Here is a 25,549-nt window from a genome sequence, read left to right as displayed (position 1 = left end):
TCCAAATACGTGGTGTAGGAGAACGGTCTCCGCGTGATCCTGATGGGTCAGGCGGTCAGTTCGGCAGGGGTTGTCTCCTGTTCGGTGGCGAGGTCGGTGCGTGCGCGTGAGCGGGCCAGGACGTCGAGTCCGAGGTAGCGGCGGCCCTCGATCCACTCGTCGTGCTGCTCGGCCAACACGGCGCCGACGAGGCGGATGATCGCGGTGCGATCGGGGAAGATCCCGACCACGTCGGTGCGTCGCCGGATCTCCTTGTTCAACCGTTCTCGAGGATTGTTGGACCAGATCTGGCGCCAGATCTGCTTGGGGAAGCCGGTAAAGGCGAGCAGGTCCGCGCGGGCGTCGTCGAGGTGGGCAGCGACTCGCGGGAGCTTCTCGGCGAGCGTGTCGAGCATCCGATCGTATTGCGCGTCAACCGATCCGGCGTCGGCTTGGTCGAACACCGAATGCAGCAGTGTCCGCACCCACGGCCAGGAGCTCTTCGGGCAGATCGACATGAGGTTCACGGTGTAGTGGGTTCTGCACCTCTGCCAGGACGCGCCCGGCAACGTGGCCCCGACCGCGGCCACGAGCCCGGCGTGGGCATCGGAGGTGACCAGCTCGACCCCGGAAAGGCCCGGGGCGACCAGATCGCGGAAGAACGCCAGCCACCCGGCACCATCTTCGCCGGAAGTGACCTGCAAGCCGAGGATCTCGCGGTAGCCCTCGGAATTGACCCCGGTCGCGATCAGAGCGTGGACATTGACCACGCGACCGTTCTCGCGGACCTTCAACACCAGCGCGTCCGCGGCGAGGAAGGTGTAGGGGCCCTGGTCCAGGGGGCGGGTGCGGAACGCTTCGACCTGGGCATCGAGTTCGGCGGCCATGATCGAGACCTGCGACTTCGACAACCTCGTCACCCCGAGGGACTCGACGAGCTTCTCCATCCGCCGCGTGGAGACCCCGAGCAGGTAGCAGGTCGCCACCACCGAGGTCAGCGCTCGTTCGGCGCGTTTGCGGCGCTCGAGCAACCAGTCCGGGAAGTAGCTGCCCGTGCGCAGCTTCGGGACCGCGACATCGATCGTGCCGACACGGGTGTCGAAGTCGCGGTGGCGGTAGCCGTTGCGGTGGTTGACCCGTTCGTCGGATCGTTGCCCGTAGCCGGCGCCGCAGACCGCGTCGGCCTCGGCGCTCATCACCGTCTGAATGAACGTCGAAAGCATAGAACGCAGCAGATCAGGGCTCGCGGCGGCGAGTTGATCCGACAGCAACTCGGCTGGGTCGATAGGCTGGAGATCGGTCATCGCGTGGTTCTCCTTCGAGTGACTTTGGTCGGTCTCTTGAAGAATCACGCGGTGACCGCTCCCTTCCCGGCTACGACACGCTCAGACTTTGCTGGCGTCCGGTCGTACACCACTCTGCTGGACGCAACCGGCATCAGACCCGTCTCGCGTGGAATCCGAAGATAGAGTGGGTCTACTCCGATAGCCCTGTCCACGACATCATCATTCCGAAAGATACTTTCGAGCAGGTACAGGCCAAATTCGGTACGCGCACCTCCAACTCGCCACCCGCTGCCGTGCGCCGCTCCCACCCCTATTCATTCAAAGGTCTACTCACTCACGAATCGTGTGGGCGAAAGATGCAAGGAAACTGGTTTCACGGCGCGGCGGTCTACCGGTGCCGATACCCTCGTGAGTACGCGCTCGCCAACCACCTCGAACACCCTGTCAACGTCTTCCTGAAAGAAGAGGTTCTCGTTGATCCCATCGACGCGTGGTTGGCGGAGATTTTCGACGCCGAGCGAGTCGAACACACCTTGACTTGAAGCCACTCAATCACACGATGTTGTCGTACCGAATTCTGTGCGAAGCGCTATTGCCGAGTGTGATCGCAAGCTGGCCAGGCATCGCGCTGCGCTCGAAGCCGGGGCGGATCCGGCGATGGTCGCCGCGTGGAGCAGTGACGTCAACCGGGAACGAGCGGCTCTGGTAGCGCAACTTGCCATCTCTGAACATCGCGGCAAGCCAACCCGGCGGATGAGCCGAAACGAGATTCGCCAACTGGTCGACGCGCTGGGCGGACTACTGGCGATACTGCGCGCCGCTGACCCCAACGACAAGTTCGAGGTCTATCGGGAACTCGGCCTGAAAATGAGCTACAACCACGAGACCAGTGAAGTGACAGCAGAAGCCAACCCGCAGCTGCGCGGGTTGGCGTACTGGTCGTGTCCGGAGGGGGACTTGAACCCCCACGCCCTATACGGGCACTAGCACCTCAAGCTAGCGCGTCTGCCATTCCGCCACCCGGACCGGTGTGCCCAGCCAGAGTATCCGACCGCAACGGCCGGGACCAAATCGCCCCGTGACCTGCGGCTGGGGCGCTCGGCTACCGGGTCACCCTGAGGTCGCCGAATACCGCGAACCCGTCGGCGTCCTCGGTCAGGTAGGTGGCCTGCAGGCGCAGCCGAAGGGGCTTGTCGAAGGTGAGGTGGATCGGGACCGGGGCGCCCAGCTTGACGGTCGTGTCGCTCACGACCACCCCGTCGGCATAGATCTGGATCTGCATGGCGATGTCGCTCGGGATGGCGTCGTCCCGGACGCCGAGGACGGCGTCGAGCTGGGTGAATTTGCGGCCGAGGTCGTATTCGACGTAGCCCACCGATTTCGCTCTGGGTTCGAGCATGATCGACCGGCTGTACTGGGTGCCGGAGACCGCGGCGGGCCCCTCGGAGAAGTTCCAGTACGCCTTGTCCGACAGGATCTCCGCATCCATCAGGTACTGCACGGGGGCGGTGTTGCTGCCGGACACGGTGGCCGACGCGGAGGACGAGGTCGTTGTCGAGGCCGTCGTCGAGCTCACCGTCGTCGAGGTTGCCATGCCGGTGGTGCTCGGCGCCGGGATCCTGGGCGTGGTCGACACGGGCGTGGTGGCGGCGACGGGCTCCGACGCGGTCGGCCGGGTGGTGGCGACCACGACGGCGACGGTCAGCGCGACGCAGACCACGGCGAGTCCGATGGCCGCCAGCTGCCAGCGGTTGGGGCCTGCCTTCTGCGGCGCCTGCAGGTCGGCGAAGATCGCCGCCAGGTCGCCCTTGGTGACCGCGCTGAATACCCGCTGGGCCCGGGAATCGAATTCGGACACGTCGATGCGCCCGGCCGCCACGTGCTCGTTGAGCAGCGCCATGGCGCTCTCCCGCTCGGCGTTCCCGATGCGCGTCGCCATGTCGTCCTGATTCTTGCTCACGTCTACTCGATTCCAGTTCGTTTCCACGCGACAGGGCCGCCGCGGAAATGCGACGAGCTGTCGACACCAGGTTCGCGAAATGCATTCGCAGGGTATTCCGAACCCCGCCGACTCCGGATGAATGCGTCGTTCAGAGTTTTTCAGAGGATTTCAGCGAGATTCTATTTCCGCGATGCGGGCGGCGATGTCGGTCGAGTGATGGACATCGTTCATGGCGACGAAGAACTCGTGTGCCGTCCGCCAGCTTTCCAGTGCTGTTTCCGGATTGTGCTGTGCGGCAGCCACTCTGCCGAAGCCGTCGTGGCCGCGGGCCTGCTCGGCGATGCTTCCGCCCATGCGCCCGAGCACGGTGCCGCGCTGGAAGGCATCGGCCGCGTCGTCGAGCGCGGACAGGGCGAGGTAGGCGTCGCCGAGGACATTGCAGGCCATCGCCTCGTCGACGTACAGGGTGAAGGCACGGAACATCTCCAGTGCCTCCAGCAGTTTGGGCACCGCCTCGTAGTGCCTGCCGAGTTTCACCTCGATGAGCGCGGTGTCGCGCAGCAGGATGGCCCTGTTGCGCGGTGCGCCGTGCTCGGTGACGAAGTCGAGCGCACGGCGGCTCAGCCGCAGGGCCTCGGCGAGTTCGCCCCGGTGCACGTGGATCCAGGCGCGGTGGGCGATCGCGGTGTGTTCGCCGTGCCGGTCACCGAGCTCCGCGAACTGCGCCTGGGCCTGCTCGTACAGCTGCTCGGCCTCGCCGTCGCGACCGGCGGTGATCAGGGCGAGGCCGAGGTTGTTGCGGGTGACGGCGGCGGCGGCGCGGTTGCCCGCGCGGACCGCGGCGGCCAGCGCCAGTTCGTGGGTGCGGGTCCACAGTTCGATGTCGCCGGTGACGAAGGCGAAGCCGCGGACCGCGAAGGCGAGCTGCCAGCACTGTTCGTCGAGGCCGGTGTCGAAGGCGAGCTGGGCGGTGGCCGCCAGGTGATCGCGCTCGGCGGTCATGGCGCGGATCGCCTCGGAGTAGCTGCGCGGGGCGGTGGCGGGGTGGGCGGAGCGGGGGGCCATTCCGGAGCGGTGTCGGTGCGGGGTCAGCACGCGGTCGGCGGCGTCGGCGAAGGCGGTGTAGTGGTCGACGATCCTGGTCGCCGCGACGGCCGTCGCCGCGGCGTCGCACTCGGACGCGGCGCGCTGCCCGGCGAAGTCGCGCAGCAGGTCGTGGAGGCGGTACCGGCCCGCGGCGGGCGACTCCAGCAGGTTCACCTCGACCAGGATTCGGAGGTGGCGCTGCATGGCCGCGCGGTCGACGCCGACCAGCGCCGCCGCGCTGTGCACCTCGAAATCGGGGCCGGGGTGCAGGCCGAGCAGGGTGAAGGTCGCGGCAGGCTCGGCGGGCAGGCGGGTGACGGAGTGCTCGAAGAGCGCCTCCACGCTGCGGTCGCCGTCGTGCAGGACGGTGAGGTCGACCTCGTAGCCGCCGCTCGGCGCGGTCGGCCACCCCTCGCTGCGCAGGATCGCGGAGACGATCCTGATGGCGACCGGGAGGCCGTGGCACTGGCGCACGAGTGCCGCGCGGCCCTCGCCGTCCGGTAGCCGGTCGGCGGGGAGCGCCGCCGTCAGGCGGGTCAGCAGCGCCGCGGCCTCGTGCTCCGGCAACCGGCCGACCTGCACGCGGTCGACGTCGTCGAGGCCGTTGAGGGTGCTCCGGCTCGTGATCAGGACCATGGATGCGCCGCCGCCGGGCAGCAGCGGGGTCACCTGGGCCGCGTCGAGGGCATTGTCGAGCACGACCAGGAAGCGCCCGCGGTTCAGGTGCTCCCGGAGCAGCGCGAGCCTGGCGTCCGGGTGCGCGGGGATCAGCTCGGGCGCCACGGCCAGCTGCCGCAGCAGCGTGCCCGCGGCCACCTCCGGTGCCGTGGCGGGGTCGGCGGCGTACCCGTGCAGGTCGGTGAAGAGGCAGCCGTCGGCGAACCGGGGCAGCAGCGCGCGGGCGGTGCGGACGGCGAGCGCGGTCTTGCCGACCCCGCCGAGCCCCGACAGCACGCACACCCCGCCGGTGCCCGCGCCGACGATCGCCGCGATCCGCTCCAGCTCCGCCGCCCGGCCGTGCAGGACGGGGATGTCGCGCGGCAGGTCCGCGGGCGGGGGTGGGTCGTCCGGCGGCGCGTCGGCGCGGGCGCGGCCGCCGCGCCGCGCGATGTCGACGGTGTCGCGCAGGTCGACGAGGCGCTTGGCGTCGGCCGCGCCGATGTGCAGCTCCGCCAGCAGCCGGTCGAAGATCTCCGTCCCCGGCAGCGTCGTGCCGTTCAGGTAAGCGTAGACGCTGCCGGGAGAAACACTGAGCCGCTTCGCTATTGCCACGCGGCTCACGCGGTGCCGCTTCTCGGCCCGGACGACGGCGGCCTGCAGCTCGGCGACGAACGCCGCCATGTCCCGGCCGTCGGCCGACGCTGCCCTGTTCACGGCGCAGAAACCCTCCAGGGTGTTCAAGCGTTGTGCAGAGCCCCGGCCGGCCCCACACCGATTGTGCTGCAGTGGGGCCGAGACCGTCCACCCCGAGGAGCACCGGATGAGCATGAACACCGACCCGGTCCCCCGCGCCCGGCGCCGGGACGCCGGGATCGTCATCGACTACGACGGCCGAATCCTGTTGGCCGAGAGCGAGGACGATGCGCGGCGACCCCGGTTGTCGCGGGTCACCGCCGAGCCCTTCTGCGGAACGGACGGGGGGTGAATGTTCCGCCACGTATCGATTCTCGACACCGTCCTCACCGCGATCGACCACCATGTCGCCGCCCCGCCGCCGGAGCGGGGCGGGGGGTTGCTCGGGCCGCTCGGGCTTCCGGTGATCACCGCGTTCCTCCCCGACCCGGATGCGGCGTCGGGCCCGTTCCGGCTGTCCGCCGCGTTCCAGCGGGCGCTCACCCGGGTCGAGACGGCCGAGCCGGACCTCGAACTGAAGGGCATCGCGCACTCCCGGTCCGGCGCGGTGGGCCTGCCGTCGAGCGCGGCCGTCGCGGACAGCCTCCGCCTGGCACCCTGGCTCGGCCGATTCGTCGATGTCATCGTCACCGGCGGCAACAGGCGCGCCGAGGAACACGAGGTGCTGCTGCCCAACGGCCTGATGTCGGTCTTCGTCGCGGAGCCGACGAGCGCGGGCACCGTCGATATCCGGCCCGCCCGGGTGCACATCGTGCCCGTCGGCCGGGATACCGCGCGGCTCGCGGCGATGCTCGGCGCCGGGGTGTCGCCGCCGACGACCCTCGACGTCGAGGGAGTGGGCTTCGTCCGCGCGCTCGTGAATACCGCCGAATTCGAGCTTCAACTCCTGCTGCCTCCGCTGTACCCTGTGCAGGCGCCGCTCGTTCTTGTTATGCGGGGCACCATGTTCGACAGCGCGCCACCGGCCGCGCGGGCATTTCCGCTTGCCGTGCACTGGGATCTGACCGTCCCGGCGGAGGTCCGGTTGGAACACGCCGTGCGCGTGGCACGGGAACAGTTCGCCGATATCGGAGTGAATTCACAACGAGAGGACAAACATGAGCGGTAGGAATCCGGGAGTGCCGCCGCGGGTATTCGTTTCCTATTCGCACGACTCCCCCGAGCACAAGGACCTGGTCCTCGAATTCGCGACATTCCTGCGCCGCGAAGCAGGCGTCGATGTCCGCCTCGACAGCTGGGACGACTACCAGCGCCGCGACTGGTCGCTGTGGGCGATCGAGCAGCTCACCGAGGCGGATTTCATCCTGGTCATCGCCTCCCCCGAGTACAAGCGGCGGGCGGACGGGACCGCGGCGGCGGACGAGGGGCGGGGGGCGCAGTTCGAGGCGGCGATCATCCGGGACGGGCTCACCCGTGATCTGCGGGCGGAGACCAGAAGGGTCCTCCCGGTGGTGCTTCCCGGGCGCTCGATCGACGAGATCCCGGTGTTCCTGGCCGCGCACTCCACCACGCGGTACGAGATCGAGGAGTTCACCACCGAGGGGGTCAACGACCTGCTCGCGGCGTTCAGCGGGGTGTCCGAACACACCGCGCCGGAGCGCGGCGAATACATCGGCCCCCGGTTCGGCAGGCGAGCGGCCAGGTCGGCGCACTCGGGCGCCCGCGGTGCAGCGGAGCCGGTTCGAGCCGCGACCGTTTCGAGCCGAGGCAAGGTGCGGCTGCTGACCGACGCCCTGAATCCCATCGTGCACGGCCCGGATCTCTCCATCACCGGAGCCGAACTGAACGGCATCCACTACGGGAACAGCATCGTGCACCGGTGCTCGACCTTCTGCAAGGACTCGCGGAGCCCGATGGAGTACAACCTCCGCCGCGCCTACCGCGGTTTCGAATCGGTGGTCGGCATCCTCGACGACGCCGTCGACGCCGAGCAGATCGCCTACTTCCAGGTGTTCCTCGACGGGGAGGCGCAGAAGCAGGTCGAGGTGGCCTACGGGGAGCCCGTGCGCATCCGCTACGACATCAGCGACGTCCTGCGCCTGCGGCTCGTCGCCTACCGGCCGGACACCGTCACCAATCCGATGCTGGCCGGAGCGGGTGCCGCGGTCGGCCGTTCGGCCAGGCTGCCTGCGCTCGCGTGGGGGAACCCGACGCTGTCGACCTGACGAAGGCCGCCGCGCAGCGGTGTTCAGCACTTTCCAGCGGATCGGCTGCCGGAGGCCGGCGTCGGCGATTCTCGATGTCGGAGCGCCGATTCGGGTCCGCGCGGGGTGCACCCGAATCGGTCTCCCGCACCAGCGACCGCGGCGCAACCCGGTGGTGGTGCGGCTGCCGACCCGGCCCGCTGATTCGTAGCCGGCGAAGCGCTCACGCCTCCAGCGCCGCGATCACCGCCCCGGAATCCGCCACCGCGCCGAACACCCCGCCCTGCATGGTCACCATGTGCAGCGCCGCCTCGTGATTCCCGGGGTCCGTGGCCCCGGTGCAATCCGAGAGGATCAGGCACTCGTACCCGCGATCGTTCGCCTCCCGCATGGTGGTGTGCACGCAGACATCGGTGGTGATCCCGGTGAGCACGATGTTCCTGATCCCCCGCGTCCGCAGCACCAGGTCCAGGTCGGTGGCGTAGAAGGCCCCCTTCCCTGGCTTGTCGATGATCGGCTCGCCTGGCAGCGGGGCCACCTCGGGGACGATCTCCCACCCCGGCTCCCCCTGCACCAGGATCCGCCCGTGCGGCCCGACACTCCCGATCTCCGCGCCGATCTGCGCGGAACGCCACCGCTTGTTCGCGGGCAGGTCGGCCAGATCGGGCCGGTGCCCCTCGCGGGTGTGGATGACGGTCAGCCCGGCGGCGCGCGCGGCGGCGAGCAGCCGGGCCGTGGGGGCGAGCCCGGCGCGGGTGAGCGCGAGGTCGTAGCCCATGGCGTCGACGTAACCGCCGGGGCCGCAGAAGTCGACCTGCCAGTCGATGCAGATCACGGCGGTGGCGGCGGGGTCGATCGGGCCGTCGTAGGGCCAGGTGTAGGGGCGGGCGTCCACCTGCTTGGTCATGCGGATGCAACCTCTCGTTCGCGGACGGACAGGGCGGAGAAGACGGCGCCGCCGACGACCATGCCGACGATGGCGTCGGAGAGGCCGGGGGCCCACTCGTGCGCGGCGAGCGCGGCGGCGGCGCCGACGGCCCAGGCGATGAAGGCCGCGCGGCGCCAGTCGGTTTCGCGGACCGGGCGGCGCAGGACCAGCTGGTCCAGGATGAGCACGATGCCGATCGGCGGGACGATGACGCCGAGCAGGTTGAGCCAGGTCTCGAAGTGCGACCACACGCCCGCGACCGCGAGCAGGACGCCGATCGCGCCGAGCACGACGCTCAGCGCGCGCATGCGGTGGCCGGTGAGCTGGCTCCAGCCGACGGCGCCGTTGTAGAGGCAGTGCGCGCAGACCGAGCCCAGGTTCACGAAGACGAAGATCACCGCGACGGGGACGAGCCAACCGCCCTGGTCGATCAGGATCGAGAGGAAGTTGCCGCCGTCGGTGGCGGGGTTCGCGGCGGCGCCGAGCGCGACGATGAGCCCGCCGATCACCAGGGCGACGGTATTGCCGACCGGGAACGCGGAGCAGGCGGCGAGGAAGCCCTCCCTGCCGTTCTTCGACCAGCGGGTGAAGTCGGCGGTCATGGTGCCGGAGTCGATGAAGCAGGCGATCACCAGGGTGACGGCGGCGCCGAGGCTGAGCGCGGAGCCCGCGCCCGCGTAGCCGAGCGCGGAGCCCCAGCTCGCTTCGCCGAGCGCGAGCGCGACGGCGGTGGTGCCGAGCGCCAGGTAGAGCGGGGCGGCGATGACGCCGATGGCGGAGAGCGCGCGGATGCCGAGCAGGGTGACGAGCACGTACCCGATGCCTGCGCCGAGGCTGGTCCAGCGCTCGTCCCAGCCGAGGCTGGTGGCCAGGATGGAGCCGGTGAGCCCGGTCTGGAAGGCGAACCAGCCGATCACGACGGTGGCGAGGAAGCCGGAGACGAGGCGGTAGCCGCGGCGGCCGAAGGTGTCGATCGCGATGAGCGCGAAGCTCTTCCCGGTCTTGCCCGCCAGGTAGCTGAGTGCGCCGACGTACCCCATGAGCACGAGGTTGCCGAGCAGGATGGCGAGCATGCCGCGCCAGAAGCCGAGCGAGTACACGATCAGCCCGCCGAAGACGGCGCAGGTGAGGATCATCGGGAAGCCGAGCCAGACGGCTGACACCGAGGCGAGGCCGCGGCGTGCGGCCGCCGGGACGGGGACGCTCTCGTACTCGTCGCCGAGCGCGGGTGGCGGCGCCGCGGTCGTCGCCGTATTCAGCTCTGTACTCATGGCTGTATACGTTCGCGACCTCATGTTTCCTCGGCGCGGGTGCCCGGTTACGGATCTGTGTCCGGATCGCGCCCCGGTTACGGTGATGTAGCCGGAGGCTCTCGGCCCTAGGCTTTCGGCCGTGGAGCTCGCCGAACACTTCCTGCCCTTCCGTAAGAACACCGTGATCGCGCTCTGCGCCGCGGAGCTGCCCGACGCCGAGCGCGGGCCGTTCACCGAGTTCGCCGGGCTGCTCGCGGCGCTGGTGCACCACGAGTTCCACCGCCGCGGCGAGGCCGCGCTCGACGCCTACCAGGTGATGGACCCGTCCGAGGACGAGCGGGTGCTCCGGCCCGCGACGCCCGCGGAGCGGGTGGCGGCCCGGGCGACGGTGGAGCGCGAGCTGGTCGCGCTCGCCGAGGCCGCCGACTACACCCGGATCTCGGCCGCGGAGATGCGGCGGGCGTTCACCGAGCACGCGCTGGTGAAGGTGCGGCTGGAGGTGGACGAGAGCGAGTTCGAGACGGCGCTGTTCTTCCGGCGCGGGGTCTCGCAGCGCACCGAGCGGGTGCCGTCCTGGTTCGGGTTGCGCCGCCGCGACCTCGAATTCACCAGCTATGCCAAGGTTCTCGTCTACATCGCGTTCGGCGACAGCGCGCAGCGGTCGAACGGCGGCGTGCTGCTCAAGCTCTTCCAGAACGTGCCGAAGAACGACCTGGAGATGCTGTACCCGACGGTCCGGGTGCGGATGCGGCCGCTGGACAAGCTGCTCATCGGCGTGCCCGCGGCGGTGTCCGGGATCGTCGTCGTCGCCACCAAGCTGATCGCCTCGCTGGGGCCGGTGGTGCTGCTGCTGGCGTTCTGGGTGGGGCTGCGCGACGACCCGGTCCGGCTGGACCAGGCCGCGCTGATCACGCTCGGCGCGGGGCTGGCGGCGTTCGGCGGCTACCTGGTGCGCCAGTTCTCGAAGTTCAAGAATCGCAAGCTGAAGCTCATGAAGACGCTCTCCGAGCACCTCTACTTCCGCAACCTCGACAACGACCATGGCGTGCTGCACCACCTGCTCGGCGCGGCCGAGGAGTCCGAGGTCAAGGAGGCGGTGCTGGCCTACCACTTCCTGCGCACGGCCGAGGCGCCGCTCACCGGGGCGGAGCTGGACGCGCGGGTCGAGGAGTGGTTCCGCGAGCAGTGGGCGACCGGGTTCGACTTCCGGATCCGGGACGGGCTGCGCCGGTTGCGCGAGCTCGAGCTGCTCACCACCGACGAGCGCGGCGGGCTCGGCGTGCTGCCGCTCCCGGCTGCGCGGGCCCGGCTGGATCGCCGGTGGGACAACGCCTTCCGCTCCGCCCCGATCGACGCCTGAGCGCTGCCCCCATTTCCTCGGGACCAGGCTTTCGGGGCTGTTCCCTTCCCCGCGGGCGGCGTTGAGTTGGCGGGAGGACCCGCGCCTGCGGGCTCGGAGGGAGTACGCGGATGCGGGGCATGGTTGGGGCGGCGTTGGCGCTGCTGCTGATCGCGGGGAGCGGGGCGGCGCCGACGGCGTCGGCGCAGCCGGTCGCGGCGGGGGCGACCGCGCCGGACGGGTCGCGGATCGAGAAGGTGGAGACGGTGGACGCGCGCAACGTCGTGCTGCACGTGTACTCCGCGGCCATGGACAAGACGGTGCCGGTCGAGGTGCTCCGCCCCGCCGACACCTCGGTGCCGCGCCCGGTGCTCTACCTGCTGAACGGCGGCGGTGGCGGCGAGGACGGCGTCGCCACCTGGGCCGGGAAGACCGACGCCCTCGACTTCCTGGCCGACCAGGAGGTCAACGTGGTGACCGCGATCGGCGGCCGCTGGAGCTACTACGCGGACTGGGAGCGGCCGGATCCCGTTCTCGGCGTGAACAAGTGGCAGACCTTCTTCACCGAGGAGCTGCCGCCGATCATCGACGCCGCGCTCGGCACCAACGGCAGGAACTCGATCGCGGGGATCTCGATGGCGGGGACCTCGGTGCTGCTGCTCGCGATCACCAAGCCGGGGCTGTACCGCAGCGTCGGCGCCTACAGCGGCTGCGCGCAGACCAGCGACCCGATCGGGCACCGGCTGGTGCAGATGTCGGTGGAGACCTGGGGCGGCGGCGATGTGCGGAACCTCTGGGGTCCGCCGGAGGCGCCCGGCTGGGCGGCGAACGATCCGCTGGTGCACGCGGAGAAGCTGCGGGGTACGACGCTGTACCTGTCCAGCGGGTCCGGGCTGCCCGGCCGCTACGACCGGCTCGGCGACCCGTTCATGATGGGCGACCCGGACAACCCGGCGCAGCTGGCGAACCAGATCGTGATCGGCGGCATCATCGAGGCGGGGACCGCCTACTGCACCGGGAACCTGGCGAACCGGCTCGCGGAGCTGGACATCCCGGCGACGGTGGCGATGGCGCCGGACGGCTCGCACTCCTGGGGGTACTGGCAGGACGATCTGAAGCGATCGTGGCCCACGCTCGCGGCGGGGCTGTACTGACGGGTCAGGCGGCGAGCTCGTGCTCGGCGGTGACCGGCCGGACGCGCACGGCCTCGTCGCCGGTGCGCCCCTGGCTGCTGGTGAAGCTGACCTGCTGCCCCTCGGCGAGGGTGCGGTAGCCGGGCTGGTCGATGCTGCCGAACTCAACGAACACCTCGGTGTGGTCGTCGGCGCGGATGAAGCCGAAGCCCTTGGCGGCGTCGAACCAGGCGACGGTGCCGGTGCGCCACTCGGAGCGGGTCTCCATCAGGCGCCCGCCCCGGCATCGGCGCCCGCCCCGCGCATGACCTGCTGCCACCAGGAGGAGAGCGGGCTCGGGTCCGGCCACTCGACCGCGGGAGCGGAGTCGTCGGGGCGTTCGGTGCGCTCCGAACCGATGCGATTCGAGCCGGGCTGACGTGTCATGACGGCGTTCTCCTCTGCTGCGATCCGCCACCGGGCCTCCGGTGGTGTTCGCGTTATTCCCGGAGGTCCCGAAATGAAACCCCCCGTTCAGCGCACCGCCCGCAGCAGGCGTTGGCGCAGGTGGCTGAAGTCCACCACCGTGGGATAGCCGCCGCGGACCGGGTCGTACGGCTCCTGCTCGGTCGCGGCCCGGTCGGTGAGCGAGCACAGGATGTGCCAGCCGAAGTGGTCGGGGCCGAGCGGTGATGTCCCGCGGGTCACGCCGGTGACCCGCACCGTGACCCGCCTGGCGTCGACGGTGAGCGCGCAGCACACGGTGGCGCCCGGCGCCGGGTCGGCCATCAGCGCGGTGGCCGCCTCGTCGATGGCGAGCCCGAGGTCGATGATCTCGGCGGTGTTCAGCCCGGCCTGCAGCCCGGCGGCCTCGGCGAGCGCGCGCAGCGTCATGAGCTGCGAGAGGTCGGGGGCCACCCGGAGCTCCACCCTGGCCTGCGCGGCGACCGGCCGGGAGCGCGGCCGCGGCCGGGAGGCGGGGCGGGTGCTGCGGTGGGTACGGGGGAACTGCGGACGCAGGGACATTCGGATGCCTGTTCCGGACCTCGCGCGGGGTCAGGCCGGGTTCGGGGCGCTGCCGCTCCGGTCGGCGGAGCTGCCGTCGCGGCCGCCCGGCCGCCTGGTGGGCCGGGGCAGCAGCCCCGAACGGCGCCTGGCGCGGGAGATCCTGCTGGTCGATGCGGTGTCGGACGTGGTGACGTCGTCGGTGGTGGTGACCGAGTGCGCGGCGGCGTCGCCGGACCGCGGGTCGGGGCGGATGATGCGGCGCCGGGCCGTTTCCCGGCGGCCCGGGTCGAGCGGGCTGCGCCGGTGCCGCAGCGGCACCAGCAGCCACACGGTGAGGAACAGCAGCCCGGTGACGGCGCCCGCGACCGCCGCCGCCACCATGTTCACCACGGCGGCGACGATCAGCACCACCACCGCGGTGAGCGCGAGGCCGAGCAGCAGCAGCCCGGCCAGCGCGCAGCGGTGTGCCGCCCGCACGACCTCCTCCAGGCGCCTGCGCCGGAACAGCACGCGGTGCCAGGAGACCGGCGCCACCAGTACCACGGTGGCCGCCATGGCGAAGGTGACCGCGGCCAGGTAGATGCCGCGCTCGGCGTCGCCGAGCTCCTCGAAACCGTCCTGGAACGGCAGGATCAGCAGCAGACCGGTGAGCAGCTGCACGCCGGTCTGCAGTACCCGCAGTTCCTGGAGCAGCTGGCCGAAGTTGCGGTCGAGCCGCTCGGTGGCGGTCTCGCCGCGGGCCCGCCAGTTCCACGCGGTGCCCTCCGGGTCTTCGGTCATGACCTCTGCTCCTGCTCGTGTTCTCGCATTCGGTGCTACCCGGTTCCCCGGCGTTCATTCGGCCCGGCACGCCGAGGTGGGGTCACCTCCGCTGTCGCCGCGCGCGGAAACAGAGTAAGTTCACTTTTCCAGGAGAGATTTGCTAGGAAGTAACCCAGCAAAGCGGCCCAGGAGGCGGCATGACGCTCTCGTCCCGGATCGGCACGACGGAGTCCCGCACCATCGCCAGGCCCGCGCTGGTCGCGCAGGTCGATGCCGCGGTGCGGCCAGGGGCGGCGCGGGTACTGGTCGTCAGCGCCCCGGCCGGTAGCGGACGCACCTCCCTGCTCAGCGCATGGGCCGAGCAGAGCCGGTACGCCACTGGGACGCTGACCGTCACCGCGGAGCGGGCGGACGCGGAGTCCTTCCCCGCGGCGCTCGCCGCCGAGCTGGGGCTGCCGCAGCCCGCCACCGGACACCGGACGCCGGTCAGCGCGCTCACCGAGCTGCTCGCCCGCCGCCCGGCGGATGCCCCGCACACCGTGCTGATCCTGGACGACGTGCACCTGATCGCCGACCCGCTGGTGCTGGCCGGGCTGGAGCAGTTCCTCCGGCTGGCGCCGCCCACCCTGGTCACCGTGCTCTCCGGCCGCGCCGACCCGCCGCTGCGCTGGCACACCATGCCGGACCAGCGCCTGCGGCGGATCGGCGCGGACCGGCTCGCCTTCACCGACGCGGAGGCGGCGCTGGTCTGCGCGGCGCAGGGCTGCCCGCTCGAGCCCGCCGAGCTGGACGCGGTCATGCGGCTCACCAGGGGCTGGCCCGCGCTGGTCCGGATCGCCGCGCTCTACCTGGACGCCTACCCCGGCGATCGGAGCGCCGCGCTCGCGGTGCTGGCCAGGCCCGCGGCCGCGGTCTCCGACTTCCTGATCGGCGAGCTGCTCGACGCGCTGCCCGCCCGGCTCCGCGACTTCCTGGTGCTGACCAGCGTGCCGGAAGAGTTCACCGAGCCGCTGGCCGCGCTGCTGGCCGGGCCGGAGACCGGCGAGCTGCTGTACCGGCTGGAGCGGCTCGGCTTCCCGATCACCCGCACCGGCACGGAGGGCACGCTCTGGTACCGCTACCACCCGCTGCTGCGCGCCTACCTGCTGGCCGAGGTGAACCGGCTCGGCCGAGAGCGCGCGGCCCGGCTGCACCTGGTGACCGCGAACTGGCTGCAGGCGGCCGGGCTCGGCCCGGCCGCGCTGCCGCACCTGCTGGCCCAGCCGGACGACGAGCCGATCCGCGGCTACCTGCGCACCAGCGGCCCCGCGATGGTGCTGGCCGAGGCGGGCCCGGCGCTGCTGACCGCGCTCACCCGGGAGCGGCCGCTGCTCGCCGACGACCCGTTCGTCTGGGCGCTGCGCGCGGTGGACGCCCTGGTGCGCGGGGAGAACGAGAACGCCGTCGCCTTCCTCGACGTGCTCGCCACCAGGGACGGCACCGCGTCGTTCGCCCCCGCGGGCTGGGTCGCCGCGTTGGCCGCCGCGGCCGGGCTGGAGGCGGCGCTGCTCACCGCCGGTGCGCCCACCCCGGCCGCGGAGCCGCCGAGCACCGCGCACCCGGACATCGACGCCTACGCCGCGGTGCAGTGGGCGACCAGGGCGGTGCTCGACGGGGGCCGGGAGCGCGGCGAGGAGCTACTGCGCCGCGCGCTCACCCTCGCCGAGAGCGCGGGGCAGCCGCGGCTGGTGGTGCGCGCGGCCACCCGGCTCGCCATGGCCGCCGGGCTCGCCGACGACCTGGGCGGAATGCGGCGGCGGGCGGGCCACGCCCTGGATTTCGCGGCGCGGCACGACATCTCGGAGGTGGTCGACGTCGCGCAGGCGCGGGCCATGCTGGTCTTCGCCGGGTACCTGCGCGGCGAGGAGCAGGACGCGGCGGCGCTGGACGGCGTCCTCGAATCCCGGCCGGACGCGGCGGGGGCGGCCGACCCGGTGGCGGGCAGGCATGCGCTGGTGACCGGGTTGCTGGTGCGCTGCGCGCAGGCCGATGACCGCTACGCCGCCGTGGCCGAGCTGCGCGAGCAGCTGCTCGCGCTGCTCGATCGGCATCCGCGCCCCCGGGTGGTGGGCGGATTGGTGCGGCACGCCGCCTGGGAGCTGCTCGCGGTGCACGAGCCGGTCGCCGCGCGCGGGCTGCTCGACCGCGCCCGCGAGCGGCTCGGCGAACTCCCCGACCTGGTGGTCGGCGCGGCCGCGCTCGCGCACGCGGGCGGGCGGCCGAAAGCGGTGCGGTCGCTGCTGGCGCCGCTGGCGGGCGCCGAGCTGCCCGTCGTGACCGCGGTGACCGCGCAGCTGCTGCTCGCCGCCGCGCACCGGGCTACCGGCGCGCCCGCCGGTGCCCGCGAGTGCCTGGCCACGGCGGTGCGGCTCGCCGAGCCGGAGCACCTGATCCGGCCGTTCCTCGAGGTGCCGGGCGCGATCCGGATGCTGGACGAGGCGGCGGGCTGCTTCGGCCACCGCGACACCTTCGTGGCCGCGCTGCGCAGGCACCCGGCGGCCGGGCGCGGGCGGGCGGCGCACGGGCTGACCGAGACCGAGATGCAGGTGCTGGCCCGGTTGCCATCCGGGCGCACCGCGGGCGAGATCGCCGTCGACCTCGGCATCTCCGTCAACACCGTCAAGACGCACCTGCGCGGCATCTACACCAAGCTGCAGGCGCACTCGCGCACCGCCGCGCTCGACCGGGCGCGGAGCCTCGGGCTGCTCTGAGCGGCGTCAGGCGGCCCGGCGGGCCCGGACGCGGTCGCGCAGCAGCCGGACCACGGCGCGCTCCAGGACGTCGCGGCGGGCGTCCTCGTCCTTCTGCTTCTCCGCGCGCGGCAGGGCGTTGGCGATGGTGTCGCCGTTCTCCCAGGCCCGCACCACCCGCGGGTCGACGTAGGACTCGCGCGCGACGGTCGGGGTGTTGCCGAGCGCCTCGGCGACCGTCTCCATGACCTCCTTGCGCACCCGCTTGCGGCCGCGCTCGGAGTCCGGGCGGCCGAGCGCGGCGAAGGTGACCGCGGCCAGCACCGTTCCCTGCCAGGTGCGCAGGTCCTTGGCGCTGCACTCGCAGTCGGCGAGCTCCTTGAAGCGCGCGTTGATGTCGTCGGAGTGCAGCTCGCGGTAGCTGTCGCCGCTGCGGTAGACGAGCAGGCGGTCGGAGCCGGAGCGCCCGCGGCGCAGCGAGCGCACCGCCCGCGCCAGCCTGGCGTCGGTCACCCGGACCCGGCGGTGCAGCCCGCTCTTGGCGATGTAGTCGAAGAGCATGGCGTCGCCGCTCACCGTCACCTGCTCGCGCAGCAGCGTGGCGACGCCGCGGGTGCCGTTCTCCTCCGCGTACTCCTCGCCGCCGACCCGGAAGACGCCGCGGTCGAGCAGGTCGACGGCGACGGCCTCGACCCGGCGGCGCGGCAGCCCGCGCAGCCCGAGGTCGGCGTGCACCCGCTCGCGCACCGCGGGGAGCTTCGCGGCCAGGGTGAGCACCCGGTCGAACTTCTCCTCGTCCCGGGCCGCGCGCCACCGCTCGTGGTACAGGTACTGCTTGCGCCCGGCGGCGTCGGTGCCGACCGCCTGGATGTGGCCGTTCGGCTGCGCGCTGATCCAGACGTCCCGCCAGGCGGGCGGGATCACCAGCGCGCGGATCCGCTCGACGTCCTCCGGGTCCGCCGGGCCGCCGTCGTCGGTGTGGTACGAGAAGCCCTTGCCGCGACGCACCCGTCGCAGGCCGGGGCCGCCTGGGTCGCTCCGCCGTAGCCGCATGCCGGACGGATACCTTCCCAGCGCCCGGTCATTCCTGTGTTCTCGGTGGTGAGTGCCCCGGTTTCCGGCCCGCGGCGCCGGGTACCCCGGCCGCACTCGACGAGGAGGAGGCGGCCATGGCTGCCCGGGAAAAAGCGCAGGGCGCGGCGCTATTCGTCCCCGAGGAGGCCGGGCTGCCGGAGCTGCGCGCGGCCGCCGCCGGGTGCAGGGGCTGCGCGCTGTACCGGGACGCCACGCAGACGGTCTTCGGCGAGGGGCCGGAGCACGCCGCCATGTTGCTGGTCGGCGAGCAGCCCGGCGACCAGGAGGACCGGCGCGGACACCCGTTCGTCGGGCCCGCGGGCGGGTTGCTGAACCGGGCGCTGGACGAGGCCGGGTTCGCGCGCGACGCCTGCTACCTCACCAACGCGGTCAAGCACTTCCGCTTCACCGAGCGCGGGAAGCGGCGCATCCACAGGCAGCCCGGCCGCACCGAGATCGTGGCCTGCGCGCCGTGGCTCGCGGCCGAGCTGCGCGCGGTGCGGCCGCGGCTGGTGCTCTGCCTCGGCGCCATCGCGGCGCAGGCGCTGCTCGGCACCGGTTTCCGGGTGAGCGAGCGGCGCGGGGAGCTCATCGAGCTGCCGGAGCACGCGGTGCTCGCCACCGTGCACCCGTCGGCGGTGCTGCGCGCCCCGGACCGGGAGGCGGCGTACCGCGAGTTCGCCGCCGACCTCGGGCGGGCGCGGGCCGCGCTCGACGCACTGGCACGATGAGCCGGTGAGCACCGAACCCGACCCCGCGGTGGTGGAGCTGGCCTCGCACCTCTTCGACCTGGCCAGGAACGGCGCGGCGGCGGAGCTCGCCGCCTACCTCGACGCCGGGGTGCCCGCCGAGCTGACCAACGACCGCGGGGACACGCTGGTCATGCTGGCCGCCTACCACGGGCACCCGGATGCGGTCCGGGTGCTGCTGGAGCGCGGCGCCGACCCGGACCGGGCCAACGACCGCGGGCAGACGCCGCTGGCCGGTGCGGTCTTCAAGGGCGAGACCGAGGTGGTGCGGGCACTGGTCGCGGCCGGGGCCGATCCGGATGCGGGGAGCCCGTCCGCGCGGGATGCGGCGGGCATGTTCGGCAAGAGCGAGCTCCTCGCGCTCTTCGGCTGACCCGACCGTCGGTTACCAGCCCGCGGCGCGCACCGCCGCCACCGCCTTGCGGGCCGCGACCAGGACCGGGTCCCAGACCGGTGAGTAGGGCGGGGCGTAGCCGAGGTCGAGCGTGGTCATCTGCTCGACCGTCATCCCGGCGGTGAGCGCGACCGCGGCGATGTCGACCCGCTTCCCCGCCCCCTCCCGCCCGACGATCTGGGTGCCGAGCAACCTGCCGGTGCGCCGCTCGGCCAGCATCTTCACCGTCATGGGGGTGGCGTCCGGGTAGTACCCGGCCCGGCTGGTCGACTCGATCGTGACGCTCACGAACTGCAACCCCGCCGCCGCGGCGTCCGCCTCGCGCAGCCCGGTCCGCGCCACCTCCAGCGCGCACACCTTGCTCACCGCGGTGCCGACCACGCCGGGGAAGGTCGCGTACCCGCCGCCGACCCCGGTGCCGATGATCTGCCCGTGCTTGTTGGCGTGCGTCCCGAGCGCGATGTGCCGCTCCCGCCCGGACACCAGGTCGAGCACCTCGACGCAGTCGCCGCCCGCCCAGATCTCGGTGCGGCCGCGCACCCGCATGGCCAGGTCCGTGAGGAGGCCACCCGACTCCCCCAGCGGCAGCCCGGCCGCGGCGGCGATACCGGTGGCGGGGCGCGTGCCGAGCCCGAGCACCACCACGTCGGCCCGGTACTCGCCGTCGGCGGTCGCGACCGCGCGCACCCGGCCGTCCGCGCCGGTGCGGAGGGCGGTCACGTCGGCGTGGTTGACCACCTCGATGCCCATGCCGTCCATGGCCTCGCGCACCAGCGCGCCCATGTCCGGGTCCAGGGTGGACATGGGCTCGGCGCCGCGGTGCAGCATGGTCACCCGGTAGCCGCGCTGGATCAGCGCCTCCGCCATCTCGACCCCGATGTAGCCCGCGCCGATCACCACCGCGTCGCCGGACTCCTGGCCGGTCAGGGTGTCGATCAGCGCCTGGCCGTCGTCCAGCGTCTGCACGCCGTGCACGCCGGGGGCGTCGATGCCGGGCAGCGGCGGCCGCACCGGTTCGGCGCCGGTGGCGATGACGAGCTTGTCGTATCCGGTCCAGGCCTCGGCGCCCGCGTCGTCGCGGACCAGGACCCGGCGGCCGTCGAGGTCGAGCTCCAGCGCCTCGTGGCCGAAGCGCAGGTCGATGCCGCGCTCCCGGTGCTCCTCCGGGGTCCTGGCGATCAGCGCGTCCCGGTCGTCCACCGCGCCGCCCACCCAGTACGGGATGCCGCACGCCGAGTACGAGGCGAAATGCCCGCGCTCGAAGACCACGATCTCCAGCTCCGCCGCGTCCCGCAGCCGCCGCGCCTGCGACGCCGCGGCCATTCCGGTCGCGTCCCCGCCGATGACCACCAGTCGCTCGCTCATGGGCGTCACGCTACCGCCGGCGGGTGTCCGGACCGGTCCGCGATGCCCGCGACCGCCCGGCCCGCGCCTAGTACGGTGGAGCGGGCCACCGCGCGTGATCGGGGCCCGGCGCGAGAGCAGGAAAGGGTGGCGAGATGACGGACTCGTATTCGCAGTGGTACGAACGCCATTCGCCGCCGGGCAAGATCCTGGCGGGCCAGTACACCAGCGCCGAGCCGATCCGCTACAACGGCAGCCTGGTCTACCCGATGTACTCCGAGGAGTTCGGAACCCCCGGCGCGCGGCTCGCGATGACAGCACTTTCCGCCGCTCCGCCCGCCGGGCTGCGCGGCTGGGGCATCGGGCTCTCGGTACTCGACGGGCACGTGCGCTTCGACGGCAGGCGGCTCGGCGGGATCGACGTCTGGGGGGACGCGCTCGCCACCGGGATCAGCGTGGAGCTGGCGGGCCACTCCCCGCAGGCGCTCTTCACCCTCACCCCGGTCTGGGTGGACAACCAGGGCGTGCAGAAGTCCTGGGAGGGGAACTACGGCATCCTGGTCGAGCACCTGCCGGACGGGCGCATCACGCTCTGGTGCAGCGTCGGCGAGGGGCCGCCGAACTTCGCCAACCTCGTGGTCGAGATCTCCACCGACGCGCTGGACGCCGCGCCCGCCGTCCCGCAGGAGACCGAGGCGCAGCTGCTCGACGACCAGTACGTCACGCTGCCGATCCGGTACCGGGCGGAGCGGCCGGACGGAGGGCGGGTCGTGCTCGTCGACACCGCCGCCGAGCCGCGGGTCGAGGCGCCCGCCGCGCCGGTCGAGGAGAAGGCGGCGCGGCGCGGCGGGGGGTGGGTGAGCAGGCGCGACTACGCGCCGCCCGCGGACGGGTCGGCGGGGCGGTGGGATCGGCAGGCGCCGGACGGGGGTGCGGTGCGGCGGCCCAGTGGGGAGCTGCCCGCTGTTCCCGAGGGGTTGGCGGGCGAGGAGTCGCCGTTCGGGCCTGGGGTCACCGGTGCCGGTCCGAATTCCGCTCCGACGCGGGTCGGTGGGGTCCCCGGGCCGGGTGCGACGCGGAACGGGCAGGTGCCGCCTGCTCGGGGTGGTGATCGGTCCGCGGTCGCGGAGACAAAGGACGGCCGGACCGGGGCGGTGGATTCCGCCGCGGCCCAGGCAGGCACCGGTGCCGAGCGGCGCGTCGACGATCGGCCTGCGCCAGGGCGGGACGGCGCGGCCGTGGGAGCGAGGCAGGGCGGTAAACAGCAGAGGGACCTCCCCGAACGTACGGGTGCGGCGTACGGACCGAGCGACACCCGTTCGGCGGGACGGCCCGCGAACGCGGCTGCGAAGCCGAGGCAGTCGACCGAACGCATGGGCGAGGAGCAGGCGCCGGACGCTGCGCAGCCGATGGCACGGCCCGCGCACGCGGGTGCGGAGCCCGCGCGGAACGACGGCCAACCGGCCGTGCCACTCCCAAACCGGGGTGTCGAGCACGCGCAGAGCGACGGGCAACCAGCGACACCGCCACGACGCGGGGGCGCCGAGCACGCAAAGAACGACGCACCACCGGCGACACGACCCACGAACGTAGGCACGAAGCACGCACAGAGCGACGGGCAACCAGCGACACCGCCACGACGCAGCGGCGCCGAGCACGCACAGAACGACGCACCACCGGCGGCACCGCCGCGACGCAGCGGCGCAGAGCAGGCGCAGAACGATGGACAACCGGCGACACGCCCCGCCACCGTAGGCACGAAGCACGTGCAGAACGACGGGCAACCCGCGGCACCGCCACGACGCGGGGGCGCTGAGCAGGTGCGGAACGATGGGCAGTCGGTGGCGCGGTTCGAAGGTGCGGGCGGCGAAGCGGAGGGCGGGCAGCAGGCCGGGAGCGGCGGGGGCGGGCATGTGCTGCCGACGCGGGCCGGGCGGCGACCGGATATCCGCGAGTCCAAGTACGGGCAGCGGCCGACGGCGGCGAGCGAGACGCTGACGGGGGGCAGGCACGGACAGCAGGCGCGGCCCGCGACGACCGGCGGGCAGCCGGGGGCGAACCTGGCGGCCGGGTTGCACGGGATGCGCGGGGACGAGTCGGATCGACGCCGGGAGAGTTTCGCCGCGCGGCTGCAGGCGTTGCGCGGGGAGCGGCCGGCGCGGTCGCACGGGTCGGAGGCGCCGGAAGGGCATCGCCCCGGGGGCGCGGAGCGGCCGAGTGGTGGCGCCGCGCCCGGTCGCGGGGCGGGCGGTGGAAGTGGCCCGCAGCGGCTCGGCCGCACCGGTGCGGTCGACCGGGAGTCCGGCGGGCGGGAGGAATCCGCGCCGGATGCCGCCACGACCGGGCTCGGCGCACGGCCGGAGCACGCGACGAACGCGGACGCAACGGTTAGCCGGCGAAGCGGGCACGATCGGCTGATCCCGTCCGAGGACCACGGGCAGACCCCGCTGCGCGCCGATGCCAGGCAACAACCTGCGCCGAGCAGTACCCCGCACGGCCGTGACCTGCGAGGGGAACCCGGCCACCCCCCTCAGGGGCCGACGGAGAATCGGCAGAAACCGACGCCGAGCGGCGCGCTTGGAAACCCCGACCGCGATCAGCCCGCGCCCGCGCGCGCCGACAACCGGCCATCGCAGGCGGCACCACGAAGCGGAGCCGCGACGCCGGTCGTCGGCGACCGGCCCGAAGAGGTCGCACCCGGACCGGGCACACTGCCTCCGCGCACCGGCACGCCCGAGGAAACCGCCGCAACCACCGCCCGGCGAGCGCCGCAGCAGCCGGGCGAGAACCCGCCGGGGAGCGAGGCAGTCGGCCCCGAAGCGGCACTGCCCGCGGGAACCGGCCGCGACACTGCTCGAGCGAGCGAAGCAGGCACGGCGGCACCCGCCGGAAACCGCCGCGACACCTCGGCTGTGCCCGCACAGAACAGCCGAAACTACACGGCAACGCCCGCAGCGGACCGTCGCGACGACTCGCCCGCGCCCACACGAGGCGGCCGCGACAACTCGCAGGCACCCGCACGAACCAGCCGGAACACCCCGGCAGCACCCACGGATAGTGGCCCCGCCGGCGCGGCGACGCAGGCCGGACCGAGCCGCGACGATTCGGCAGCGCCCCGCCGGAGCAGCGCCGCGACTCCCGAAACCACCCCGCAGCGCGACTCGACGCCGCCCCCTCGAACCGGCCGAAGCGATGCGGCGATTCCCGGCGGCATCTCCCGGGACAACCCGACACCGCCCGCCCGCCACAGCGCGGCCGGGCCCGGCGGCATCCCCCGTGACGACTCCACACCGCCCGCACGAACCAGCGCGGCGCGCACCGGCGGCATCCCCCGTGACGACTCCACACCGCCCGCACGAACCAGCGCGGCGCGCACCGGCGACGTCCCCCGTGACGACTCCGCACCGCCCGCACGAGCAGGCACGGATGCACCAGCGGGCGGCAGTCGTGACGCGGCAGCGGTAGCCGGGGGAAGCCGTCCCGACCCGGCGACGTCAGCGGGTAGCGGCCACGAGGGCGCGACGACACCCAAACACACCACCCGCGACAGCGGGACAGCACGCCGCGCCGACGGGGGCGAGTCCGCAGGCACACCGCTCACCCCAACAGGTGCTGACCAGCCCGACACCCCGGGCAAACCGGAGACGACGGGCTTCGGCGGCTGGAGCGCCGCCACCCTCCAGCACAACCCGGACACCCTCCCCCCGCGCCGCAGCGTCTACGGCCCCCCGCCGGTACCGCGCGGCCAGGGCGGGATCATCGGCGACCCCGGCTACCGCGGCGCCCTGTACGACCTCGGCCTCGCCATGTACCGCCGCGGCGACACCGAGTCCGCGCGCGGCCTGCTGACCCAGGCCGCCGAGGCGGGCCACGTCGCCGCCGCCTACGACCTGGGCGCACTGCTGCGCGACGAGGGCGACACCGCCAGCGCGGAGGCGTGGTGGCGCGCCGCCGCCGCGCACGGCGAGCCGCGCGCGGCGGCGAGCCTCGAGGAGCTGCGCGGGGAGTGACCCGCGGAAAACCGGTCGCGCGCCGGACGCCGGGTGCACTACCGTCTCCGGCTATGGGAAGTGGCACCGGTGGGATCTGCGCGGCCGTGAGCGCGCTGTCGGTGCCGTCCGCCCGCCTGCGCCGCGCCGCCGCCTAACCCGCCGGCGCACCGCACTCCCTCTCCCCCCGGTCTGTGATCAGGCCGCACACAAGCCGTGCCCGGCATGGGTCAGGCGCCTTCACCGGTTCCCGATTCACCTTCTCCCGAAGGACCCCATGCCTCGCCGTTCCCGGCCCGCGCGCGTCCGCGCCCGGCTGTCCCAGAATTTCCTCGTCGACCCTGCGGCGGTCCGCGCGATCGTGCGTGCCGCCGAGCTGACCGGCTCCGATCTCGTTCTCGAACCCGGCCCGGGCGCGGGCGCGCTCACCCGCGAGCTGCTGCGCGCCGCGGGCCGCGTCCACGCCTGTGAACTGGACCCGCGCTACGCGGCCCGACTGCGGGCCCTGTACCGCGACAACCCTCGAATCACGGTGTCGCAGCGGGATTTCCGTACAGTGCAGCCGCCGAGGGAACCGTTCGCGGTGGTCGCCAACATCCCGTTCGCGGCGAGCACCGACATCCTGCGCTGGTGCCTGGATGCCCCGGCGCTGACCACGGCCACCCTGCTCACCCAGCGCGAGTTCGCGCGCAAGCACAGCGGCGACTACGGCCGCTGGTCCCGGCTCGCGGTGACGCACTGGCCGCGGACCGCCCTCGCGCTCGGGCCACGGGTGGGCAGGCACAGCTTCGACCCGGTACCCGCCGTCGACGCCGCGGTACTGCACGTCCGCCGCCGCGCGGAACCCCTGCTCCCGGCCGCCGACCTCGACCGCTACCGCGACCTGGTACACCTCGGCTTCACCGGAACGGGCGGGTCGTTCGGCGCCTCGCTCGCCCGCGAGTACCCCCGCGCTGAGGTCCGAAGTGCTTGCCGCACAGCGGATCTCGATCCAGAGGCGCCGGTGGGGCTGGTCACCCCGGACCAGTGGCTCACGGTCTACCGGGTCCTGGGACGACGCGAGCCGCCACCCGCGACG

21 protein-coding genes and 1 tRNA gene are annotated in these 25,549 nt (G+C 72.9%); 10 read left to right on the top strand and 12 right to left on the bottom strand.

From position 1 onward, the window contains the following. Positions 1-47: 47 nt before the first annotated feature. From ACFUUZ_RS07240 to ACFUUZ_RS07225, 4 genes are all read right to left on the bottom strand, one after another. On the bottom strand, positions 48-1,283 hold the full coding sequence (locus tag ACFUUZ_RS07240; protein ID WP_378693458.1) for an IS256 family transposase: 1,236 nt from the start codon (positions 1,281-1,283) through the stop codon (positions 48-50). A 924-nt stretch (positions 1,284-2,207) separates the two neighbouring features. Then, a tRNA-Leu gene (locus ACFUUZ_RS07235) sits at positions 2,208-2,291 on the bottom strand. Positions 2,292-2,367: 76 nt separating this feature from the next. Then, positions 2,368-3,225 carry a DUF1707 domain-containing protein gene (locus ACFUUZ_RS07230; RefSeq protein WP_378693456.1) on the bottom strand — a complete coding sequence of 286 codons (858 nt, stop codon included), beginning with the start codon at positions 3,223-3,225 and terminating at the stop codon, positions 2,368-2,370. A 150-nt stretch (positions 3,226-3,375) separates the two neighbouring features. Beyond that, positions 3,376-5,667 (bottom strand): NB-ARC domain-containing protein, encoded by a 2,292-nt coding sequence (locus tag ACFUUZ_RS07225; protein ID WP_378693454.1) that lies wholly within the window; start codon positions 5,665-5,667, stop codon positions 3,376-3,378. 106 nt (positions 5,668-5,773) lie between these two features. Between ACFUUZ_RS07225 and ACFUUZ_RS07220 the strand changes: the two genes are divergently transcribed. From ACFUUZ_RS07220 to ACFUUZ_RS07210, 3 genes are read left to right on the top strand one after another with little or no spacing between them, the layout of a single operon-like run. Beyond that, a complete protein-coding gene (locus ACFUUZ_RS07220; protein ID WP_378693452.1) occupies positions 5,774-5,938 on the top strand; it encodes a hypothetical protein in 165 nt (54 codons plus the stop codon). After that, positions 5,939-6,754, top strand: a complete 816-nt coding sequence (locus tag ACFUUZ_RS07215) for a hypothetical protein (protein ID WP_378693450.1) — start codon at positions 5,939-5,941, stop codon at positions 6,752-6,754. After that, on the top strand, positions 6,744-7,811 hold the full coding sequence (locus ACFUUZ_RS07210) for an SEFIR domain-containing protein (RefSeq protein WP_378693448.1): 1,068 nt from the start codon (positions 6,744-6,746) through the stop codon (positions 7,809-7,811). Before ACFUUZ_RS07215 ends, ACFUUZ_RS07210 begins: the two co-directional genes overlap by 11 nt. Before the next feature lie 202 nt (positions 7,812-8,013). Here ACFUUZ_RS07210 and ACFUUZ_RS07205 read toward each other — a convergent pair whose 3' ends face one another. Together ACFUUZ_RS07205 and ACFUUZ_RS07200 are read right to left on the bottom strand one after the other, a co-directional pair. After that, positions 8,014-8,697, bottom strand: coding sequence for a cysteine hydrolase family protein (locus ACFUUZ_RS07205; protein ID WP_378693446.1), 684 nt, complete (start codon positions 8,695-8,697; stop codon positions 8,014-8,016). After that, on the bottom strand, positions 8,694-9,989 hold the full coding sequence (locus ACFUUZ_RS07200) for a cytosine permease (RefSeq protein WP_378693444.1): 1,296 nt from the start codon (positions 9,987-9,989) through the stop codon (positions 8,694-8,696). The genes ACFUUZ_RS07205 and ACFUUZ_RS07200 overlap by 4 nt, the downstream gene beginning before the upstream one ends. 121 nt (positions 9,990-10,110) lie before the next feature. Here ACFUUZ_RS07200 and ACFUUZ_RS07195 point away from each other — a divergent pair, with 121 nt between their 5' ends. Then, a complete protein-coding gene (locus ACFUUZ_RS07195) occupies positions 10,111-11,331 on the top strand; it encodes a TMEM143 family protein (RefSeq protein WP_378693442.1) in 1,221 nt (406 codons plus the stop codon). Positions 11,332-11,450: 119 nt separating this feature from the next. Further along, complete coding sequence (locus tag ACFUUZ_RS07190) at positions 11,451-12,464, top strand: alpha/beta hydrolase (protein WP_378693671.1); 1,014 nt, start codon at positions 11,451-11,453, stop codon at positions 12,462-12,464. 4 nt (positions 12,465-12,468) lie between these two features. Here ACFUUZ_RS07190 and ACFUUZ_RS07185 read toward each other — a convergent pair whose 3' ends face one another. The 4 genes from ACFUUZ_RS07185 to ACFUUZ_RS07170 form a co-directional block, all read right to left on the bottom strand. After that, positions 12,469-12,711 (bottom strand): cold-shock protein, encoded by a 243-nt coding sequence (locus ACFUUZ_RS07185; protein ID WP_378693440.1) that lies wholly within the window; start codon positions 12,709-12,711, stop codon positions 12,469-12,471. Beyond that, positions 12,711-12,869, bottom strand: coding sequence for a hypothetical protein (locus ACFUUZ_RS07180; protein WP_378693438.1), 159 nt, complete (start codon positions 12,867-12,869; stop codon positions 12,711-12,713). The genes ACFUUZ_RS07185 and ACFUUZ_RS07180 overlap by 1 nt, the downstream gene beginning before the upstream one ends. Before the next feature lie 87 nt (positions 12,870-12,956). Next, positions 12,957-13,448 (bottom strand): ATP-binding protein, encoded by a 492-nt coding sequence (locus ACFUUZ_RS07175; RefSeq protein ID WP_378693436.1) that lies wholly within the window; start codon positions 13,446-13,448, stop codon positions 12,957-12,959. Between the two features lie 30 nt (positions 13,449-13,478). Then, positions 13,479-14,210, bottom strand: a complete 732-nt coding sequence (locus ACFUUZ_RS07170) for a DUF6328 family protein (RefSeq protein WP_378693434.1) — start codon at positions 14,208-14,210, stop codon at positions 13,479-13,481. A gap of 179 nt (positions 14,211-14,389) precedes the next feature. Between ACFUUZ_RS07170 and ACFUUZ_RS07165 the strand changes: the two genes are divergently transcribed. Next, positions 14,390-16,942, top strand: coding sequence for a LuxR C-terminal-related transcriptional regulator (locus ACFUUZ_RS07165; RefSeq protein WP_378693432.1), 2,553 nt, complete (start codon positions 14,390-14,392; stop codon positions 16,940-16,942). Positions 16,943-16,948: 6 nt separating this feature from the next. Here the strand turns inward: ACFUUZ_RS07165 and ACFUUZ_RS07160 are convergent, their stop codons facing one another. Further along, a complete protein-coding gene (locus ACFUUZ_RS07160) occupies positions 16,949-17,974 on the bottom strand; it encodes a DNA topoisomerase IB (protein ID WP_378693430.1) in 1,026 nt (341 codons plus the stop codon). A gap of 116 nt (positions 17,975-18,090) precedes the next feature. Here ACFUUZ_RS07160 and ACFUUZ_RS07155 point away from each other — a divergent pair, with 116 nt between their 5' ends. Both ACFUUZ_RS07155 and ACFUUZ_RS07150 read left to right on the top strand, forming a co-directional pair. Then, positions 18,091-18,726, top strand: a complete 636-nt coding sequence (locus ACFUUZ_RS07155) for a UdgX family uracil-DNA binding protein (protein ID WP_378693428.1) — start codon at positions 18,091-18,093, stop codon at positions 18,724-18,726. 4 nt (positions 18,727-18,730) lie between these two features. After that, the gene (locus tag ACFUUZ_RS07150; protein WP_378693426.1) at positions 18,731-19,117 is read left to right on the top strand and encodes an ankyrin repeat domain-containing protein; all 387 of its coding nucleotides are present in this window, start codon (positions 18,731-18,733) and stop codon (positions 19,115-19,117) included. Between the two features lie 12 nt (positions 19,118-19,129). Here the strand turns inward: ACFUUZ_RS07150 and ACFUUZ_RS07145 are convergent, their stop codons facing one another. Further along, positions 19,130-20,503 carry an FAD-dependent oxidoreductase gene (locus tag ACFUUZ_RS07145; protein WP_378693424.1) on the bottom strand — a complete coding sequence of 458 codons (1,374 nt, stop codon included), beginning with the start codon at positions 20,501-20,503 and terminating at the stop codon, positions 19,130-19,132. 134 nt (positions 20,504-20,637) lie between these two features. Between ACFUUZ_RS07145 and ACFUUZ_RS07140 the strand changes: the two genes are divergently transcribed. Both ACFUUZ_RS07140 and erm read left to right on the top strand, forming a co-directional pair. Then, positions 20,638-24,492, top strand: a complete 3,855-nt coding sequence (locus ACFUUZ_RS07140) for a hypothetical protein (protein ID WP_378693422.1) — start codon at positions 20,638-20,640, stop codon at positions 24,490-24,492. 256 nt (positions 24,493-24,748) lie between these two features. Next, positions 24,749-25,549, top strand: an 801-nt coding sequence (gene erm, locus ACFUUZ_RS07135; RefSeq protein ID WP_378693420.1) for a 23S ribosomal RNA methyltransferase Erm, incomplete at its 3' end; no start/stop codon positions are given.

Origin of the sequence: Nocardia sp. NPDC057353 (assembly GCF_042667085.1) — a bacterium.
Taxonomy (GTDB): domain Bacteria; phylum Actinomycetota; class Actinomycetes; order Mycobacteriales; family Mycobacteriaceae; genus Nocardia.
The sequence above is the reverse complement of the archived record's forward strand: the minus strand, read 5'-3'. Positions and strand labels throughout refer to the sequence as shown.